Annotated in this window: 4 protein-coding genes and 1 pseudogene; 3 read left to right on the forward strand and 2 right to left on the reverse strand. The window is 35.1% G+C overall.

The genetic code is table 11. The features are described from left to right. Positions 1 to 379 (forward strand): annotated as a pseudogene (locus AC1DDX_RS24975) (FkbM family methyltransferase); the annotation flags it as partial. 16 nt (positions 380 to 395) lie between these two features. On the opposite strand, the gene AC1DDX_RS24980 reads toward AC1DDX_RS24975, so the two are convergent. Next, positions 396 to 1,235: a maleylpyruvate isomerase N-terminal domain-containing protein gene (locus AC1DDX_RS24980; RefSeq protein WP_288879438.1), complete on the reverse strand. Its 840-nt coding sequence runs from the start codon at positions 1,233 to 1,235 to the stop codon at positions 396 to 398. A gap of 84 nt (positions 1,236 to 1,319) precedes the next feature. Beyond that, positions 1,320 to 2,042 carry a class I SAM-dependent methyltransferase gene (locus tag AC1DDX_RS24985; protein ID WP_288879439.1) on the reverse strand — a complete coding sequence of 241 codons (723 nt, stop codon included), beginning with the start codon at positions 2,040 to 2,042 and terminating at the stop codon, positions 1,320 to 1,322. A 44-nt stretch (positions 2,043 to 2,086) separates the two neighbouring features. On the opposite strand from AC1DDX_RS24985, the gene AC1DDX_RS24990 reads away from it, so the two are divergent. Continuing rightward, positions 2,087 to 3,022 (forward strand): LysR family transcriptional regulator, encoded by a 936-nt coding sequence (locus AC1DDX_RS24990; protein ID WP_288879440.1) that lies wholly within the window; start codon positions 2,087 to 2,089, stop codon positions 3,020 to 3,022. A gap of 142 nt (positions 3,023 to 3,164) precedes the next feature. After that, positions 3,165 to 3,877: CBS domain-containing protein (locus tag AC1DDX_RS24995; RefSeq protein WP_477622790.1), on the forward strand; the 713-nt coding region annotated here is incomplete at its 3' end.

Raw genomic sequence — 3,877 nt, forward strand, 5'->3', positions numbered from 1 at the left:
GGTTTATTCTGTTGAACATGATAAAATATGGTTTAARACAAATAAAGCCTCCAACCTAAATAATGTCCATCTGATTTTTTGTGAGCTTGTTCCCAACGGAGATTACTGCAGGAGTGCAGCTAATACCGGAAAGAAATTTGACGTAATCATTGTGGATGGAAGAGATAGGGTAAACTGCTGTAAACAGGCTCTCGAATCTTTAACAGAAGAAGGCGTGGTGGTATTAGATGATTCAGAAAGAGATCAATATGCAGAGGGGGTTTCCTTTTTAATTGAAAATGGATTTAAGCATATTCCGTTTTCGGGAATTGCACCCGGAGTAATCATATCTAAGTGTACTTCTGTTTTTTACAGACAAAATAATTGCCTTAATATCTGATACTTAAAATAAATTCTTAAGCCATAACAGAAAGCATTGTCAGCGCAATTAGCCCAAGCTCCTGATTACCACTAATTTTCACTTTGTCTTTTACTTGTTCTGGTCGCAAGCTTTTTGAAAATAGCTTCCATGAGGTTTCAGGATCAATAATAATTTCAGTTGTTGGTGTTTCTGTTTGTTTTTTTGTCAATATCCATTTATTCTCAGTACGAAGCAAATACCACGAACCACCAACGTCCGTTGTAACAGTAACCTTTACAATTGACCCGTCATCTGCGGTTATTGATCTGTATGTGTGTGGAAGAGCAAGCATAAAAATATCAATAAAGGGATAATAAAGCTCAGGCGTCATTAGATCTGGTTTATTTACAGCAGCTCTTATTTGCTGTTGATGTAGCCACTTTTCTGTATACTGACGCGATATTTCTGTCCAGTTTTTACTTTCTGATTCACCAGTCCAGCCAACTGCTAAGACAGATTTATCCAAAGGATTCAAAGATTTAAGATAGTCACAAAATTGCTGACCGGTTATTTCAAGAAGAAAAATAAGCATTTCCGGACTTACTCTTTTCATAGCCTTTACCCAGTCAGCATTAAGTCTGTTCAGGAAATCAACCAAGTCCTGATAAGAATTTCCTTCTGGATGTTCACCGAAGTGATGATCACGAAGAATGGAAAGCACGCGAATATTACCGTCTAGCAAATGTGCAGCTACATCCTTAACTGTCCAAAGTTTTGCAATAGTCTGTTTTTGCCAATCTCCGGGTTTAAGTGATTTCAGTAAATCAAGCAGTTTCTTATCAAGAACAGGTAGCAAATGAACTACATCAATAGGGATTTTCGTCTGGGTTGTCATAAAATAACAAACGTTTTAATTATTATTTTCTTTCGGGAGTGATATAAAAATAATGAATTCCAGAAATTTATTGTTCAACTGACCTTACTTTATTGCTCCAAATGCTGCGAAATAAGAATTCTTATGCAGTATTTCAATCTCTTTGAACCCAACTTTACTTAACAAAGCGAGCTGATAGCTTAAGGAACGCGGTGTATCCTCGTAAGCAATATAATCAAATACTTTTTGTGCATATTCAGGTCCGCCCAAAGTTTCAAGGTATGCCCTGTACTTATCCTGAAAAAGCTTATTTATCAATTCACAGTCATGGGTAATTAAGTCAGAAATCCAAATACTACCACCTGGTTTCAATGCAATGTATAATTTAGTAAAAACAAGTTCCCAGTCGGCATCAGTACGTAAATGATGGAATGTGGCGGCAGCCAACACCACATCAAAGTGATTATCTGGTAAATCAAGATTACGCATATCATCTTGTATCACATTTACCTTACCATTAGTTTTTGCAGATACCCTTTCTTTTGCCCGTTCTAACATTGGCATGCTCAAATCATTCAGTGTACAATTCAATTCAGGAATTTTGCTTAGCATTTTTAAGGTATAATTACCCGCACCGCAACCTATATCCAGTAATTCTTTTGCATGTGGATTAATGTATTTTGCTGCCTCTGTACATAACTCCATGGTAAGTGGGGCGTCAATGGTTGTTTGCTGACCCACTTCAAGATTTGAAAAGCGTTCAACATCATTATCGAACCTTGCCTTAATTTCGTCGTTAGTGGCCTTTTTTAAATATTCTGTTTTCATATTTTAAATTTTTCATTTGTCAAACCTAACTCCTTTTATCATATTTGAAAAATATCAATTTTATCAATTCACGATACCCAATAGGTATTATAAATATGGAACTCAGACATCTTTTATATTTTAAAACTGTTGCAGAAGAATTGCATTTTACAAAAGCCGCAACAAAACTTTTTATTTCTCAGCCTCCATTAAGTCGTCAGATTAAAGAATTGGAAGAGAAATTAGAAGTGCAGTTATTTACGCGCGACAACAAACGCGTTGCTTTAACAGATGCTGGAAAGTATTTCAAAACTGAAGTGGATGCTATTTTTGCAAGACTGGAAGAAAGTAAAAATATAGTTCGGCAAATCCATTTAAGCCTTAGCGGTGAATTAAAGATCGGGTATATAAGTTCGGTCTATCAATCCTATCTGGCAGAAATTTTAAAGGCAATGCGCGAAGAATTCCCGTATATAAAAACAGGTTTATTTGAACTGCCAACAATAACCCAAATTGAAGCATTGGAGCAAGGGAAATTAGATGTAGGTATTTTAAGAGCACCTATTCTTTCCGAAAAATTAATTATTAAAACCTTATTTTTTGATCCTTTTGTAGTTGTTATTCCCTTTTCAGCAAAAAAGTTCAGCACAAATAAGGAACTGGCTGACTTTTTAAAAAAGAGCCCATTTATTTTTTTTAATAAGGAATTTGCACCTCATTATAACAATAAACTAATTGAAATTTGCAAACGGATGCAATTTACGCCCGATATTACTCATGAAGCTAATAATGTCCACTCTATATTACAATTAGTAGAAGCAGGACTTGGTGTGTCTATATTACCCCTATCGCTCAAAAAACAATATGAATATTTAAAAGTTTCATTTATTGAGTTGGAAAATATTCCTGTAAATACCGAAGTTGTTGTAGCTTACAAACAAACCAATAGAAATCCTGCATTAAAATGGTTTATTGATAATTACAGTAATACAAATAACTAACCTTTAATCAGATTTTTTCTAACTATAGATATTTCGCATATCTTTAATATTTAGTCGTCAAATAACATTTTTTGTTATTCTTTAGATACTGTAGTTTATGTTCACGTTTTAATTGAATTATTATTTGTTTCTTTAATCCCTAATGAGAGCGACTACCGTTGGCAATCAGCTTTATGGGATAAGACAAATAGAGATAACTAAACTGTATATTATTAAACTAGATTCAAAACAATTGGTTTTTGAGGCGCTATCTATAATGCGTGAAAATGACGTAGATATTTTGCCCGTTTATGAAGGTAATCGGTTTATTGCCGACATTTCTAAAGACGAAATCACAGATTTTTTAAATCATCTGGATAACGGAAAGAATATATACTTCCATAAATTAAATTTTGATTTGGGAACTACGCTGATGAAGATTAGAGAACAGAGCAGTAGACCCAAAAAGTTATCAGATTTACTTATTCGCGTAGCTGTACTGGCTTTTGCAATTTTAGGGTTAGTGTGGATGTTTTTTAACAGTCCTCAGGGCAAACATCATGGCTCTTTGCAGAACGACGTCAACCTACCACTCGCTAAAAACGATATTCTTCCAGGCACAAACAAGGCAACATTAACTTTTGCCGATGGCAAAACGATACACTTAAGTCAAGCAAAGACCGGTGTAGTAGTTGATGGCTCAAGTTTAAAGTATAATGATAACACTGCAGTCATCTCTAACAATTCGCCATCTTCTCAAACCAGCCCCCGTCATCTCGACGACAGAAGAGATCTCTTGAATAGCACAGAAAAAATAACAGTTACCACCCCACGCGGCGGGCAATACCAAATCACATTACCAGATGGCACCAGGGT

It is taken from the genome of Pedobacter sp. 10L46_2 (assembly GCF_056395165.1).

Excerpts from the sequence above, each read along its gene's own strand:
- AC1DDX_RS24980 (WP_288879438.1), bottom strand. The coding sequence starts at position 1,235 with ATGACAACCCAGACGAAAATCCCTATTGATGTAGTTCATTTGCTACCT.
- AC1DDX_RS24985 (WP_288879439.1), bottom strand. The coding sequence starts at position 2,042 with ATGAAAACAGAATATTTAAAAAAGGCCACTAACGACGAAATTAAGGCA.